Here is a 14,095-nt window from a genome sequence, read left to right on the forward strand (position 1 = left end):
GTGTACTCGGGCTAACGTCCATCTCGAGTCATCATCCCCGCCATCACGTGTGCGCCCGGTGTGCCGGTTGGCGGGTTAACTACGTGTACTCGGGCTAACGTCCATCTCGAGTCATCATCCCCGCCATCACGTGTGCGCCCGGTGTGCCGGTTGGCGGGTTAATTACGCAGCCTCATCAAGATTCATCCACGACAGGCGTGAATTCCTAAGCGTAGTTCGCCACGATCGACACAATGTCTTCGCCGAACTGCTCCGCCTTCACCGGACCAATTCCAGATACTTGGACTAGCTGCTCCAGCGAGGTGGGCTGATCGGCAACAATGGCCTTCAACGTGGCATCGGTAAACACCACGTAAGGTGGCACCCCGCGCTGTTTGGCAACGCCCAAACGCCACTGCCGCAATTCCGTCACTAGCACATGGTCATTATCCGGAGCATGCAATCCGCACCGACCGATAATTTTGAATTCAGGTGTGGTCAGCCTGGACCCGCACACCACACATGCATTCTTCGGTGCACCGCTGGTGGTAGAAGATGAATCCCGCGTGGCGTCGGCCCCATATTCTGGAACGAGGCCATCCAGAAAACGGGTGCGGCGGCGATTGGCGCGACCGCCCTCCCGGCGCGCTTGGGACCACGACAAGTGCAGGTGCTCCCGCGCACGCGTAACGCCCACGTACATCAGGCGGCGTTCCTCCTCGATGGCCTGCGCGGAACCCGCGCCCTTGAGCGCCAAGTGGAAAGGCAAGGTACCCTCCACGAGCCCCACGAGGAACACCGCATCCCACTCCAGCCCCTTAGCCGAGTGGATACTGGCGAGGGTCACACCCGAGACTCGCGGGGGATTCTTCGACTCCGCACGTTCGCGCAGCATGAGCATGATGGCGCGCAGGGAGAGCTCGGGGTTGTCCTGGACCATCTCCCCAATGAGATTGGCCAGCGCATTCAGCGACTGCCAGCGTTCGCGCTCCTGCGCGCCGCTGGGTTCCTTCTGTGTAAAACCAACCAGGTGCAGGGCCGCGAGGGCCGCATCGTAGACCTCCCCTGGTTGCGGATCGAAACGCTCCGCAGCGCGGAACAGGGCTTGCATGCCTTCGGCGACTTCGCGACGATTGAAAAAACCCGCGCCGTTTTTGACTTGGTAGGGGATGCTGAGGTCAGTCAGCGCGTTTTCAAACAGCACCGATTGCGCGTTGATCCGGTACAGCACGGCGATCTCGCTGGTTGGCACACCCGCCGCGATGAGATCGCGAATGCCCTCGGCCACGGCTTTGGCTTCCGCGGCTTCATCGGCATATTCGTGAAATTCCGGTTCTGCGCCTGCGGGGCGCTGGCCCACCAGCTGCAGCCGGGATCCGGCGATACGGCCCTGGGCTTTTTCGATGATCTTATTCGCGAGTTCGACAACCTGCGGCGTGGAACGATAGTCGCGCTGCAGGCGAACCGTCGTGGCTTCAGGGAAACGCCGCGTGAAGTCCAACAGGTACTCCGGGGTTGCACCGTTGAAGCTGTAAATCGTCTGGTTCGCATCGCCCACCACCGTGATATCGTCGCGGTCCCCCAACCAGGCATCCAACATCCGCTGTTGCAGCGGGGTGACGTCCTGGTACTCATCAACGACAAACGTGCGGTACTGCGAACGGAATTCTTCCGAGATCCCCGCGTTTGTTTCCAAGGCAGCGGCCATGTGCAGCAGCAGGTCATCGTAATCCAGCAGGAATCGTTCTCCGGTTACCTTGATCTGCTCGTAGGCTTGGAAAACTCCCACGAACTTATCGGCATCCACGGGGCAGTCGCGGCGGTTGGCATCCATGACCTTGGGGTAATCCTCGGGCACAACTAACGAAGATTTCGCCCACTCAATTTCGCCAAGCAGGTCCATCAGCATGGTCTTGTTGGTTTCCAGCCGCTGACTGCGGGCTGCTCGTGCCACGAGGGGGAACTTGTTCTCGAGGAATTCCCATTCCACCCCTTCGGCATAGCGTGGCCAGAAGTATTTCAATTGACGCATGGCCGCGGAGTGAAACGTGCGCGCCTGTACTCGGGGGACGTTCATGCGCACCAAGCGCTCGCGAAGCTCCGCTGCGGCGCGGTTCGTGAACGTCACGGCGAGCACGCGATCGGGGTTGACATAACCGCCTTCCACCAAATGCGCAATGCGGTGGGTAATGGTTCGTGTCTTTCCGGTGCCGGCGCCGGCGATAATAGCCACGGGCCCCCTTTGGGCCGTGGCGGCGCGGAGCTGATCGGGGTCCAGCCCAGCTAGAATATCCGTCACTGTTGCAGCGCCTCCTCCGGGCCCGCGTTAGAACGAACGAAGAGAATGCGATCACCGGGTTCAATGGTTTCAGCTTCCACGGAGTCGATTCGGTATAGCTCACCGGAGCGCACCACTCCCAAGACCACGTCTTCCAAGACTCGCGGGTTGCCACCCACTTCTTCTTCACGGACCAGGCGTTCTGCGATGGAGAAGCCTTCGTCCGGGCTCAACAGATCCTCCATCATCTCGGTCACGGACGGAGTGACGGTGGCAAGCCCCATCAGTCGGCCCGCGGTTTCGGACGAAACGACCACGGAATCGGCCCCTGATTGGCGCAGCAGGTGGGAGTTATCGGCCTCGCGCACGCTGGCCACGATCATGGCCGACGGCGCCAACTCGCGCACGGACAGCGTAATGAGAACCGCCGTATCGTCTTGGTTGGGGGCGATAACAACGGCCCGTGCCCTGTTCACTCCCGCTAGTCGCAGCACGTCAGAGCGAGTGCCTGAGCCTACAACGGTGACCAGTCCCTTCGCTTCGGCGTTTTCCAGCACGTCTCGATCGTCATCGATGACGACAATCTGGTTCGGGGACACACCATCGGCCAAAAGTGCGGCAATAGCGGAGCGTCCCTTGGTTCCGTAGCCAACGACAACCGTGTGGTTACGCACTTTCTTCCTCCATCGTCTGAGTTGGAACGTTCTACGAGATTCCTCGGTGAGCACGCTCAATGTCGTACCGACGAGGAGGATCAGGAACACCACACGCATTGGCGTAATGATGATGATGTTAATTAATCGGGCTTGCTGTGTCACCGGGGTAACATCGCCGTAACCCGTGGTCGATAGTGACACGGCCGCGTAATACAGAGCATCAACGAAAGTTTTGATGTCGTTGTACCCATCGCGATCAACATAAGCGATTAACGCATTAAACAACAACAGGGCCAACGCGTATCCCATTCTCCGAGTGATAAGCAACCACGGCGATTGCACCACGGGACTGGGGATACGAAGAATGTTCAGCAGTGAGTGCGCCGGAAGCTCATCAACTTCCGTGCCCGTTCGAAAACGGTCGCGCATACCGTCATTCATGCAGTGGCCTCACTAACGTAGTTCGAACTTTACTTCGCGGGATCGGTCAAAAGCTGTTCGATCTCCCTAGCAGAGGGTAGCTTATCTGGCTCTACCGTTTCGTTGGCCTGCACGTAATGGAACGCCGCGCGTACCTCCGAAACGGGTACTTCTACCCCGAGTTGAGAGCTCAAAACTTGTGCCCATGCCAACCGGTACACGGCCAACTGCATCTTGGCTGCGGACATGTCTTCACCGGTGGGCTTTTTACCAGTTTTCCAATCCACGACCATCCAGCCCTTCGTTGGGTCATCGGAGAAGTGGAAAACGGCGTCGATCCGACCTTCAAACACGTGCCCAGCCAATGAGACAGAATACGCCCCTTCGATACTGGCAGGTGTGCGTGCGGCCCATTCGGATTGCAGGAACCGTTCTTTTAGACGTTCCAGCGCTGGGTCTTGCAACGTAGCATCCGAGGCTCCGGGCAATTGTTCATCATCGAGCAACGTGACGTGGTCGTAATGCTGTTCTACCCAGTTGTGGAACGCCGTACCTCGCTTGGCGTATGGCTTGGGTTCTAAAGGCACTGGACGTCGACGCCGCCTCGCGAATTCCGCCCGGTCACGCCGCAGGCCCACGGCTTCCGTGGCGGTGAGCCGCACGTCCAGCGGAATCTCGATCTTTGCGGTTTCTTCCACGCGTAACTCTTGGATGAGCTGCGCTGTTTCCACGTCCCAGCTTTCACCGGTAGTCGTGGCCGTGGATGAAGCAGCTGGCTGAATTGCGCCCTGCGGAGAGCCCTGCTTCAGGGCTTCTAGTGCCTGGCGCACTAACTGTGCGCCTTCCTCGGCACCAGGACGGGCGCTCAACAAAGGAGCTGCGGAGCGAGGCCAGGGTGCTGCATTCCCCACCCGGGCCGGTGCTTGTTGCAGTTCGTCGATCAACGCTTGGCGGATGTCATTGAATGCGAGGACATCGTTCAGCATGAGGTTGCGTTCGCGCCCGCCTGGCTGAGGATTTGATGGATCGGCCGGTTCGAAATCTGCTTCCTTCTTGCGGAGCTTGCCCAGCGGTGACCACACGGGCACGGTCTCAATAGTTTTAATCTCCTCCGCGGCTTTCCACCGTGTGCCCGCGGCTTCGAATAACGCATTGCGAAGCAACACCAGCCCCACAGAAGGGTCCTCGAGTGATTTACTGCCTTCACGGTACGCAGACCCGCTGACCAGTAACTTCTTTTTGGCGCGGGTGATGGCCACGTAGAACACGCGGTCGTCTTCTTTGGCTTCAAAACGGTTGTATTCCTGTTTGAAGCCTGCGACACGTTTGGAGTGATCCGACCGTTTTTCCACCCCCGAAAGGTCCAAGACGGGCATAGTCGCCAGCCCCTCGAATGCTTCCGCGTCACCACGTAAGTGCGTGGGCAATCGAGTGGCATTGTCGGTCCATTTGTAACCGCGCGTAGTGGGTGCTTCCGCATCGGTGTAGGTTCCTCGGCCCGCGTGTGGCACGGCCACGAGGTCCCACTCCAGTCCCTTGGACTTGTGCACGGTGAGGATTTGCACCAGATTGTCTTTCTTCGTGACCTCGCCGGTTTCTAAGCCATCCTCTTTGTCCTTGGCGGCCATAAGGTACTCCACGAGGGTGCTGGCGCTGGCCCCGGAGATCTCGCTAAACCCGCGCACAATTTCCGCAAATCGATCGAGATGACTGGTGCCAATGGAGTATTCGGGTGCGGAATACCACCGGGTGAGTACCTCGGTTCGCACGCCTAGCATCCGCTCGATGTCCGCCACAAGGTCTGGCAGGGACTTCGACATACTGTGACGGCGCAGGAACCCCAGCTCCGCGGACAGTTGCTCTAAACGAGTTGCCCCTACAGGGGACATTCCGAAACTTGTGGCTTCACCCAAATCCGCGAGGGCGTCGCCTAAACCGACTGTGCCCGCTACCGGGTCTTCGAGTACTCCTTGTAGTTCCTCCCGCAAGTTCTGTCCGGGTTTGGTGGCACGGTTAGCCCCGGAACCACTCGGGACTTGTGCAGGATTATCCAGCCGCTCAAACACATCCGCCAACGGTTGTAGGCGCTGGTCAGCTGGCCCCGTGGTGTGTTCCGTCTCAACTTGTGCGTGCTGCAGTTGTTTCGCACGATCGGACAGTGCTTTGATATCCGCGGCTCCCAAGGCCCACCGGGTGGATGTGATCAACCGCAGTATGGCCTCGTCATCGCTGGGATCGACAAGCACGCGCAAGGTAGACAACACTTGCTCTACTTCAGGCATTTCCAACAGGCCTGGTCCTGCCGACATTTCGGCCGGAACACCTAGCTCTCGCAGGGCTTCGTAGATAGGCACGGCGTCGGCATTGCGGCGAACCAGAACGGCGGCGGAAAACGGTTTTGCCTGATCGGAATCTGTCCAAGCCTCCCAGTGTTGTGCCACATGCTGCGCAAGCCAGGTGATTTCTTGTTCTTTATCGTCGTGAAAAGCCACCCGCACGGTGCCTTCATCGGATCCGGCGCGTGGTTTCAGTTCGGAGACCAATGGCCGATCTTCCATCGACCAGCGCGAGACGACGTTCGCCAACGTCAACACCGTGGAGGGATTGCGCCACGAGGTTGTCAGCTCGAGTTTCTGTGCCGGCGAAAAGTCTGCCCGGAATTTCTCCAAGTTCGAGGCCGTGGCACCACGGAACATGTAGATCGATTGCATCGGGTCACCCACTGCGGTGACCGCCAATCCGGGGTCTTTACCTTCCCCAAACAGCGACCGCAGCAATACTCGCTGAGCTTGGCCTGTGTCTTGGTACTCGTCCAGCATCACGACCCGGAAGCGCTGGCGCTGTTCCTCTCCTACGCGTGGATGTTTGGTGGCCAATTCAGCAGCAATAGACATCTGCTGATCGAAAGTCATCAGGTCGCGCTTTTGCAGCGTGTTCCGGTATTCCCGCACTAACTCGAGCAGCTCAATGCGTTGTTTCTGTGCGTTGTGGAACTTCTGATTCTCGCCGCTGAGGTAATCCGGTTCCTTCTTCTTCGTCGATTCCAATCCCTCGAGATCACGCATAGCCGACAGGGATTCTTCTTTAATTTGGTCCACATCGACCAGGTGGCTTTGCGCCTCATTCGATAGCGCCTGCACATCGGAGATCACCGATGGAATGGTCTTGTCAACGCTCAGGGTGCCACCGTAATTCGTCACCACTTCTCTCGCGATCAACCACTGTTCGGCATCACCGATAATCCGTCCAGCTGGCTCCATCGGGACCAGCAAGCCGTATTCACGCACAATGGTGCCGGCGTAAGAATCGTAAGTCGCAATGGTTGGCGCCACATTGCTCAGCCACCGGCGCCGCGGATCATCTGCCGCCAATGCGCCGAGGTACAGTTGCGAATTCGCCAGCGTTTCCAAGCGACTACGCACGCGGTGGGCTAGTTCGCTGGCTGCCTTTCGTGTGAACGTCAAACCCAACACCTGTTCGGGGCGCACGTAACCGTTAGCGACCAGCCACACCACTCGGGCCGCCATAGTTTCGGTTTTCCCAGCGCCTGCCCCCGCAACCACCAGGAATGCACCGGAGGGCTTAGAGCCAATGACCTGCGCTTGTTGATCGGTCGGATTGGGATACACGCGCAGTGAGGCATCTGATTGGTCCAGCCCCATGCCATCACGAATGAAGCCGGCGATTTCTTCTGGCGTGAAAATAGCGCGATCTGCATCCAGCATCTAGATCACCCTTTCGTTGGTATTGAAGGCAGGACAAAGGAATTTATAACCGCATTTGTCGCAGTGTTTTCCAGGCGTGGGCGTTAATTGGGGACCATTGGAACGCTCGGCCAGCTGCAATGCCCGCGCCCGAAAATCTTCGTCGGCAGCATCATTGCCGTCGGTACTAATTTGTTCCCGGGTGGTCACGGATTTAGCACCGGCACTCGGATAGACCAGTTTCGCACCCAGTGGCCGCCATTTATCTCGGTCCTCGCCCATTGCAGGGTCATTGGCCCTAGCCTGCAACAAGTATTGATAAGCCCGGAGTTGCGGTGATTCCTTGGCCTGATCCAAAGAAATGGGAGAACTGCCCGACTTGAAATCGATCACCCAGGTCCCCAAGGTTGAACCATCGGAATCGGCCGTCCGCGCTTGAGTAATCAGCAAATCCGCACGTCCGGACAACAGAACCTCTATCCCGTCGTCCGTGCTGCCAATAGTGGTACGCAGGATCTGCTCGGCCACAGCCCTTTCGTTCTTGGCGGGATCCAACCCATCTAGTTGACCGCGCATCCACGTATGCAACCGCCCAATGCCCTCGGTCCACTTGTGCAACAGCGATTCCGTTCGCCACCCCGCGTGCGTGGAGACTTCTGGGATCACAACGTCCACAATCCGCAGGGCCTCTTCCAAGCTCAGCCCGTGAACAAATCCTTCGGCGATCGCGTGCACCATTTCGCCCACACGCATCGCTTCTGTGCGTTCCTGTTCACCGCTGTTGCGATCCAAGAACGCGCGCAGCACACATTCCTCCATGCGCTCCATTTGCGAAGGGCTCAACCGGATTTGCTGAGGATTAATCACCTGATCCGTGGATCCTTCGGCCATGCCCCACCATTGCTCCGGGTGTGCGCCGAACACACCGTGATCCGCCAGTCGCGCCAGGTTCCGGGCGGCTGCTACCCGCTCGTGGTGTGGCCGGTCTTTATCTGTCACGGCATCACGTAGTTCCGCCACCATTGGTTCTACGGCTAGCACGCGTGGCAGCTCGGGGGCTTCCGTCACTGGGATCTCGGCGTGAGTCGCCTTTTGTTCCGACGCACCTCCGCCCACAATTTCTTGAATGAAGCGGGAGGGCTCTAATCCTTCATCGCCGGTGTTGTTCACGGCTGTGACCACCGTCGCGCCACGCGACCGAGAAATCGCCAGCAGGAACAAGCGCCGTTCCTCTGCGATAGTTGCGGCGATTCGGCTAGCGGTAATCTCCGCGAGCGAGGGCATTCGCCCTGCCTCGCCCATATTGTGATCCAGAAGGTCCACGAGGTCCAGTTGGCTGAACAGCCCTCCAACGGTAGGGCTGGTCGTTGGCCACGTATCTTCTTGTACTCCCGCGACAACAACAAATTGCCATTCCTGCCCAGCAGCACCGTGGGCAGGCAGTATTTCCACCGCATTGGGTTGTACCCCCCGCCGGTCGCGCCCGCCCGTGGGCAGTTCTTGAGCTCGTACGTCTTCTACGAACGTTTTCACGCTGGCATGAGGATTGCGTTCTACGAAGTCACCCACTAGGTCGAAGAGGTTCATGACAGCATCGAGATCCTGATCCGCCTGGGCGCCTACGGTTCCCCCTCGCAGCGCGCGGTTTTGCAGCGCGCTAGATAGCTCGGTGGCTTGCCATATCCGCCACAGCACAATTTCCGGCCCAGCGCCTTCTTGTTGAGCTTCCCGACCCGCGCGGAGAACCCGAGTAACACGCTGGAATACCTCTATTTCTCGGGTGCTGAAGAATTCAACAACCCATTCCGGCGCATTCTCCCCGGTGTTGAGGTACCAGGCTAAATAATCAATCGCTTGAAAAGGCCGCCCATTGGGTAGCGACTGCCGAGCTTCTTCGTTATCCCTCAACCGCTGATTGCGCACGGCTTTGGCTACCGCTCGTTCCAGGCGACGAACCATGACGGCATCGGCGCCACCTACGATGCTCTCCAGCAACAATTTCAACTCTGTCGGCTGCAGTGGCTGATATGTTGCCTGCACGGCCAGCAACAGCAATTCCACCAAGGGTTGTTCTGCCAGCACTATGGACGTGGAATCCACCTGCACGGGCACCCCGTGGTTCATCAGGACCCGTCGCAGTGCCGGGATGTCCCCTACAGAGCGCACGATGACGGCCATATCTCGATACTCAGTTCCCCGCGCTTGTTCACGTCGCAGCGCATCAGCCACGGCTAGGTTGTGGGAGGTATTAGTGGGTGCGATGACGCAGCTCAGGCCCCGATCAGCATCATCGGTTCCACGCACGGGCATGCGTGCGGGTTGATACGGCAGGCGTTTCTGCAATTGATTCACGGCCCGGCAGGTCTGGTCGGTCACACGGTGGGAACGGCTTAAGACTATCCGCGACGTGCCGGCACTCGGCATGCCCTTCGCCAAGGCTTCAGGCGAGCCATTCACCGATTCACGCGCCGAATCGCGTGCTGAGCCCTCGGCCGAGCGCGCGTATTTGTTCAAAAATGCCTCATCCGCCCCTCGGAAGTGGAACACGCATTGGTCCGGATCACCCGCAATCGCCACCCGCTCTGCGGCCGGGATAAAGAACTCAATAAACCGACCCGCGGCGGGGTCCAGGTTGTGGGCATCGTCGACCAGCAGCAACTTAACTTGACCGATGCGCCGCTGCATCTGCGGGGATTCGGATGCTGCATCCATTGCCTGATTGGCCTTGTGCATCAATTCGGAGGCATTGACATCCACGGCGCCAGCGAGGTTGGCGATACCTTGGTACTCGTGCAAGAATTCCGCTGCCGCAGTCCACATCGGCCGGTTGTATTCCTGTCCCAGCCGGTGCAGCTGCTCCCTACCCACACCGCGTTCCGTGGCACGCAGCAGTACATCACGCAGTTGCCTGGCGAACCCCACATAACCCACGGCTTCCCGAACGTCCTCGGGCCACGGCCCCGTTCCCGTCGCAGCATGTTCGCGCAATAATTCGCGAATAATGATGTCGTGCTCCGCACCACTGATCAACCGCGGCGCCACCTGCTCTTGCTCCACCATATGCGCGCGGTAGAACGCGAAAGTCCACGAGTGTACCGAGCGCACCATCGCGCCCGTACCCGCATACTGATCGCCATCGGATAACGCATGAAAGATTTCGTTCCTCACCCGAGTGGCGGATTCCTTGGACGGCGTGACGAACATGATCTCGTCCACCAACCCACCAGCGCGGATGTGGGCCAGCGCGGCGTCGATCAAAAAAGAAGTTTTACCCGTGCCGGGGCCACCCAACACAGCAAACGGCCGTGAGTAGTCCACAGAAGGTTCGTGAGCGATGAATTGCGCGGCCAGCCCATCAAAAACGCGGTGGGACCAACCGGAGTGCGGGCTGGAGGAAACCAGCGTGACCTCCGGATTTGCCCCCGCACCGATGCGCCGGGCCAGTGGGGATACCTCGTGTGCTTCAACCATGGTGTCAAGTATGGCATCCGTCCACGACACTCCACTTAAGTCTGTTCGATTTTGGCGGCCACGACGTCCGCCACCCGTAACAAGCCGGGCAATGCCTGCGGATTCGCTTGGTCCCCCAACATGGCATGCGCAAACAGGCGGTACATCGCCGCGCGTAAGGCCAGCTGATTGAAATCGGGCACATGGCCCCACCGCTGCAGCAGCGCATCAGGGGCGTTCCCCCAGGCCATACAGTCCACGATCAACAGTGCGACCGACCACCCCGCGGGATGATGGGCCGGAACGAAATCGGTGATCACGGGATCCGCAGCCCCGTCGAAAATCACGCATCCGGCCACGTCACCGTGCACCACCTGATCTGGAGCCCCCAGTTCCTTGCGCAATCCCACCAGCGACATCGCCTTTGCCAGTGCCTCCGCTTGCCCTGCCGATGGAATGGAATCCGCGCCCAAAACTTCAGTGATATGGACCGTTGGATCCTCGGCGAAAGTAGCGGTATCGGCCGCGGAAAACGGATCCCGCAGCGGATTCTCGTCCATTACCGCCGGCCATGGAATTCCCCGCAGGGCTTCGTTCAGGCGCAATGCGGCCGCGGCCATTTCGTCAAACCGGGGCGCCCTATCACCGGACATGAAAGTCCGCGCGCGCCACCCCGACACGCTAAAGCGCCCGTCGCTGGACGAAATCGGCCGAGACACCGTAACCCCCGCGGGGCGGACTTTTGCCATGACCTTCGCGATCCAGGCTGCCCGCGCAGGTTCGTCCGCTGGCGAGAGCACCGCTCGGTCGCAGCGCCAGCCCCCGCTCCATTCCTCGTCTAACTGCACTGGGTGGGCCGACGCCACGCCATAGCTGGCCAAGATATGCGCCGGAACTTGGGATTCGTGGGTCCCGTCTTGAGGGTAATCAGCAACCACTATTTGCTCCTTCCCGGGAGCCTATTTCCGCCTGGTTTATCCAGTGGGAAAACCCAGGGGTTCGGACGGCATGTTTTGCCGTCGTTGTCGTAGACCTCATCCGGGTTGATCTTGTATAACTCACTGTTTTTCAAGCTCAGGGTTTGCTGCATCATGATGGGCGCCAGGTCGCCCGTTTTCTCGCAGCCCACGTGCGCGGGGTAGCCGATGCCGTGGCCAACCTCGTGGTTGATCATGTACTGCCGGTATCCCCCCAGGTCACCCTCAAATGGGACCGCGCCGCGCACCCAACGGGATTCGTTGAGCACCACACGATTGCCCTCTGGCATGTAACAGCTGGTCTCCAGCTTGTATTCGTTACCACATACCTGGTGCGTGGTTTCCGCACTCGTCAACTGAACCCGTAAATCCGGATTCTTTTCCTTCGAGCCATCCACGCGCTGGAACGAAAACCTTTTGTCCCCGATCCATGATTTCGGGTTGGACAAGGTAGCTTCCACCATCGCGGCAAACCCATCATCACCGCCGTAGGCGGACGCATCGATGGTGTCTTCGACCTCAACAACATACGTGTAATGGTCTTCGCGACCCTCACCGGCTTTTTTGCCGTCGCCCGCAACAGTGCGGTACTTGCCGCTACCTTTGTTCGTGTACGGCCCACCGGGTGGCAGCTCCCCCAGCGTGACGTTGCTCAGGGTTCCCGCCGGAATCGGCTGGTCGGTGCGATGTGGCGATTCGGATCCACCCGTGGACTGGTGGTTCTCGGCGGCGTGGGTCTGCGTGGCGTCGTCCCCCTTAGAGCCCTGAATGCTGATCACAATAAGTAGAGACACCACAACAAAAACCGCCGCCAGCACCGCTACCCAATGCGAACGGGCCCACGTCGCAACGGTGTGCTGGGTGGGCCTATCGGGTTCCGGTATAGCAAAGCGAGGATGTTCCACGGGTGCTTTCTTCAAGGGGATGAACCGATCATTCGCACCTCGGGTGAGGTTCTCACCCAAGGCCGAGCGAAGGAAGTGCCAAGGTCAAAAATACGGGGTCGCCTCTAGGCGATTCTTGAGATGAATCTCTTTAGATGAAACCGACGGATGTCTTGTTCTCCGCACCGAACTCCACGTATGCGACTTGGTCTCGAACCAGGAGGTAGCGGGCACCCTTGGCCCCCTCAACCACGGTGGTATCGTCTTGGCTGCCGAGGAACTGCTGCAGCTGGTTAACGACCTCTTCTTGACCCTTTTCGGTCGTGATGTTGAGCTCGCGGGAATTGTGCTTAAAGCCGATCTTGATCTGCATAAGGAAGGTTTGCCGTCCTTTTCTCGTTGGGCTTGCAGTAATGTTTCCATCATACCCACACCGTTCGTGGCCCCGTCAGGCCCCGCATGGAGAAATGAAACGAGCAGAGAGGAACCCCCCAACCTTGTCCCCCAGCGAGCACCCATCCTTCCTGAGCTTGGGAGTCGCCGCAGAGATTTGCGATGGCCTCGCCACTCGTGGCATCACACACGCTTTCGCGATCCAGGAGTTGTGCCTCCCTCTCGCTTTGGCTGGCAAGGATCTTATCGGGCAAGCTCGCACGGGCATGGGCAAGACCTACGGTTTTGGCATCCCCTTGTTGGACCGGGTTTTTGACGACGCCCACGTGACTCCACCCGACGGCACTCCCCGGGCGCTGGTTATTGTTCCCACACGCGAATTGTGCATTCAAGTGGCCGACGACCTGACCATCGCCGCTCAATTCCTCCCAGACCTCGATGTACTGGCGCTGTACGGCGGTGTGAGATTCGAAACCCAGATTGACCAGCTTCATCACGGGCGCGCCGACGTTGTGGTGGGAACGCCCGGTCGCCTATTGGATCTTCACCGACGGGGTGAATTGCTACTCGGCAATGTGGAGATCGTGGTCCTCGACGAAGCCGATGAGATGCTGGACCAGGGATTCTTAGAGGATGCCCAGGCTCTGATTGCAGAAACTAACGACAACCGCCAGATGATGTTATTTTCCGCCACCATGCCGGGGCCGATCATGGCACTATCGCGGACTTTTATGCACCATCCCGTGCAGATCCAGGCAGATCAGGCACAGACGCAACAAACCCACACCACCACGGTGCAACTGGCTTTCCAATCGCACAAACTGGATCGTATGAGCGCCCTAGCCCGCATCTTGCAAACCCCTGGCCGCGGCCGAACGATCGTGTTCACCCGCACCAAGAAGCAGGCAGCGTTCGTGGCCTCCGACCTAGGCCAGTTGGGCTTTGCAGTTGGCGCGGTGCATGGCGATATGAAGCAGGCTGAGCGCCAACAGTGCCTAGAGGCCTTCCGCAACGGCACGGTCGATGTCATGGTGGCAACCGATGTGGCCGCCCGCGGTATCGACGTTGAAGATGTCACCCACGTGATCAACTACCAAAGCCCCGAGGACCCCCGCGCCTACGTGCACCGCATTGGCCGCACAGGGCGGGCCGGCCACACAGGCATGGCGGTTACCTTGGTCGGTTGGGACGAAGTAGATCGGTTCAATTCCCTCTGCGAGATTTTAGAGCTGGACTTAACGAATCCACCCCAGTGGTTCTCCTCCTCCCCGGAATTCCTCGAGGCCTTCAATCTGCCATCTGACGTTACCGATCGCGTGGGGTCACCCCGCCGCGTGTTAGGAACCCGTTAGCC

The 14,095-nt window shown here is 59.2% G+C and carries 8 protein-coding genes; 1 reads left to right on the top strand and 7 read right to left on the bottom strand.

The features are described 5' to 3' along the window. Positions 1–205 precede the first annotated feature (205 nt). From CAURIC_RS08410 to CAURIC_RS08440, 7 genes are all read right to left on the bottom strand, one after another. Complete coding sequence (locus CAURIC_RS08410) at positions 206–2,278, bottom strand: ATP-dependent DNA helicase UvrD2 (RefSeq protein ID WP_035114830.1); 2,073 nt, start codon at positions 2,276–2,278, stop codon at positions 206–208. Further along, on the bottom strand, positions 2,275–3,354 hold the full coding sequence (locus CAURIC_RS08415; RefSeq protein WP_035114829.1) for a potassium channel family protein: 1,080 nt from the start codon (positions 3,352–3,354) through the stop codon (positions 2,275–2,277). The genes CAURIC_RS08410 and CAURIC_RS08415 overlap by 4 nt, the downstream gene beginning before the upstream one ends. 29 nt (positions 3,355–3,383) lie before the next feature. Next, positions 3,384–7,058, bottom strand: coding sequence for an ATP-dependent helicase (locus CAURIC_RS08420; protein WP_290182461.1), 3,675 nt, complete (start codon positions 7,056–7,058; stop codon positions 3,384–3,386). Then, positions 7,059–10,508: an ATP-dependent DNA helicase gene (locus CAURIC_RS08425; RefSeq protein WP_290182463.1), complete on the bottom strand. Its 3,450-nt coding sequence runs from the start codon at positions 10,506–10,508 to the stop codon at positions 7,059–7,061. A 35-nt stretch (positions 10,509–10,543) separates the two neighbouring features. Beyond that, complete coding sequence (locus CAURIC_RS08430; RefSeq protein ID WP_290182465.1) at positions 10,544–11,425, bottom strand: TIGR02569 family protein; 882 nt, start codon at positions 11,423–11,425, stop codon at positions 10,544–10,546. Next, on the bottom strand, positions 11,425–12,243 hold the full coding sequence (locus CAURIC_RS08435; RefSeq protein WP_353959077.1) for a DUF3152 domain-containing protein: 819 nt from the start codon (positions 12,241–12,243) through the stop codon (positions 11,425–11,427). The genes CAURIC_RS08430 and CAURIC_RS08435 overlap by 1 nt, the downstream gene beginning before the upstream one ends. 256 nt (positions 12,244–12,499) lie before the next feature. Beyond that, on the bottom strand, positions 12,500–12,721 hold the full coding sequence (locus CAURIC_RS08440) for a DUF3107 domain-containing protein (RefSeq protein ID WP_035114828.1): 222 nt from the start codon (positions 12,719–12,721) through the stop codon (positions 12,500–12,502). Positions 12,722–12,845: 124 nt separating this feature from the next. On the opposite strand from CAURIC_RS08440, the gene CAURIC_RS08445 reads away from it, so the two are divergent. After that, the gene (locus CAURIC_RS08445) at positions 12,846–14,093 is read left to right on the top strand and encodes a DEAD/DEAH box helicase (protein WP_290182470.1); all 1,248 of its coding nucleotides are present in this window, start codon (positions 12,846–12,848) and stop codon (positions 14,091–14,093) included. The last annotated feature ends 2 nt before the right edge of the window (positions 14,094–14,095 follow it).

Origin of the sequence: Corynebacterium auriscanis (genome assembly GCF_030408435.1) — a bacterium.
Classification (GTDB): Bacteria; Actinomycetota; Actinomycetes; order Mycobacteriales; family Mycobacteriaceae; genus Corynebacterium; species Corynebacterium auriscanis.

Bases quoted from the DNA above. Each gene is read 5' to 3' on its own strand.
- CAURIC_RS08440 (WP_035114828.1), bottom strand. From the start codon at position 12,721: ATGCAGATCAAGATCGGCTTTAAGCACAATTCCCGCGAGCTCAACATC.
- CAURIC_RS08425 (WP_290182463.1), bottom strand. From the start codon at position 10,508: ATGGTTGAAGCACACGAGGTATCCCCACTGGCCCGGCGCATCGGTGCG.
- CAURIC_RS08420 (WP_290182461.1), bottom strand. From the start codon at position 7,058: ATGCTGGATGCAGATCGCGCTATTTTCACGCCAGAAGAAATCGCCGGC.
- CAURIC_RS08415 (WP_035114829.1), bottom strand. From the start codon at position 3,354: ATGAATGACGGTATGCGCGACCGTTTTCGAACGGGCACGGAAGTTGAT.